Below are 1,809 nucleotides of genomic sequence, written 5' to 3' on the forward strand. Positions count from 1 at the left end.
TCGGGCGTCACCGCGGCGGGCATGACCGGCCGGGCCGGGGGCAGGTTCCGCCGTACGGCGGCTCCCGGTCCGGGAGCACGGCGCCCGATCATGGGATCCGGGAGCCGCCGGGCTCGGCGCGAGGAGACGTCATGCTGTTGGTACCGCCACCGTTCGACCCCGAACTGGATGCCGCCCTCGCGGCGGCCGGTCCCTCCGAGCCGTCGGGGCCGACCCTGGCGGACATCGCAGCCCTGCGCGCCGTCCAGCGGACCGCCGTACCCGCGTACGACCTCACCGACGGCGGCGCCTTCACGACCACGGATCTCACGGTTCCCGGGCCGCAGGACGCTCCCGACATCTCGCTGTTCGTCATCAGGCCCTCGGCGCCGGCCGAGAACGGGCCGCGCCCGGTGATCTACCACTCCCACGGCGGCGGGATGGTCCTCGGCACCAACCGGGCCGGGGCGGAGGTCGTCCTGGAGTGGGCGAGGGAGCTGGACGCGATCGTGGTGTCCGTGGAGTACCGGCTGGCACCCGAGCACCCGTATCCGGCCGGGGTGGAGGACGTCTACGCCGGGCTGCTGTGGACGGCGCGGCACGCCGGGGAGCTCGGCGGCGATCCGGAGCGGATCGTGATCGCGGGCGCCAGCGCGGGCGGGGGCCTCACCGCGGCGCTCGCCCTGCTGGCCCGGGACCGTGAGGGCCCGCGGCCGCTGGGGCAGGTTCTGATGTACCCGATGCTCGACGACCGCAACGACAGTCCGTCCGCGCACCAGATGGCGGGCGTCGGCGCCTGGGACCGTACGGCCAACGAGACCGCCTGGACCGCCGTGCTGGGCGATGCCCGGGGCGGCCCGGACGTGCCCGCCCACGCCGCCCCGGCGCGCGCCTCGGACCTGTCCGGCCTGCCCCCTGCCCTGCTCGACGTCGGCTCAGCGGAGACCTTCCGGGACGAGGTCGTCGACTACGCGTCGCGGATCTGGCAGGCGGGCGGCGTGGCCGAGCTGCATGTGTGGCCCGGGGGCTTCCACGGCTTCGACGCCTTCGCCCCGCACGCCGAGCTCGCCCGGGCCGCCCGCGCCGCCCGGCTCGCCTGGCTGCGCAGGCTGCTGGCGCGCTGACGGCCGGAACCCGCCGTGCCCGTGGGCCGTTCAGACGGGCAGCAGGCGGCCGATCAGCGCGCTGAGCTGCTGGGCGTTGCGGCACTCGTGCATCTCCACGAGGTCGGCGTAGGCGAGAGCGGCCGAGTCGCCCGTCCCCCACTGCGAGCGCGCCTCGGGGTTCAGCCAGTACAGGCGGCGGGCCTGCCGGGTGAGCTGCCGCACGGCGGGCAGGTTGGGGTCGCTCATGTTCGTACGGGCGTCGCCGAGGACGAAGACGGTCGTCCGGGAGCCGACCGCGCCGGTGTACCGCTCGGCGAACTCGCCGAGGGCGACGCCGTAGTCGCTGCTGCCGTGCCAGCCCGTGATCGCCGCCTCCACGCGGATCCGGGCGCTCAGTCCCTCGGGGTCGGCGGTGCCCGGCCCGATCAGACCGGTCACCTCGTCGACACGGTTGACGAAGGCGAACACCCGCACCTTGCTGAACTGGTCGTGCAGCGCCTGCACGAGCAGCATCGTGAAGTCCGAGAAGCCCGACACCGATCCCGACACATCGCACAGCAGCACCAATTCGGGCCGCACGGGGCGGCGCCTGCGCAGCACGGGGCGCATCGGCACCCCGCCCGTGGACAGCGATCCGCGCAGGGTGCGCCGCAGGTCGATGGTGCCGCGGTGCGCGCGGCGGCGGCGCGCGGCGAGGCGGGTGGCCAGTTTGCGGGCGAGCGGC

The 1,809-nt window shown here is 75.3% G+C and carries 2 protein-coding genes; one reads left to right on the top strand and one right to left on the bottom strand.

The features are described from left to right. Positions 1-131: 131 nt before the first annotated feature. Complete coding sequence (locus ACWEBX_RS39985; RefSeq protein ID WP_451889614.1) at positions 132-1,103, top strand: alpha/beta hydrolase; 972 nt, start codon at positions 132-134, stop codon at positions 1,101-1,103. Between the two features lie 30 nt (positions 1,104-1,133). Here ACWEBX_RS39985 and ACWEBX_RS39990 read toward each other — a convergent pair. After that, positions 1,134-1,809: VWA domain-containing protein (locus ACWEBX_RS39990; RefSeq protein WP_451889615.1), on the bottom strand; the 676-nt coding region annotated here is incomplete at its 5' end.

Source organism: Streptomyces sp. NPDC005070, from assembly GCF_053600395.1.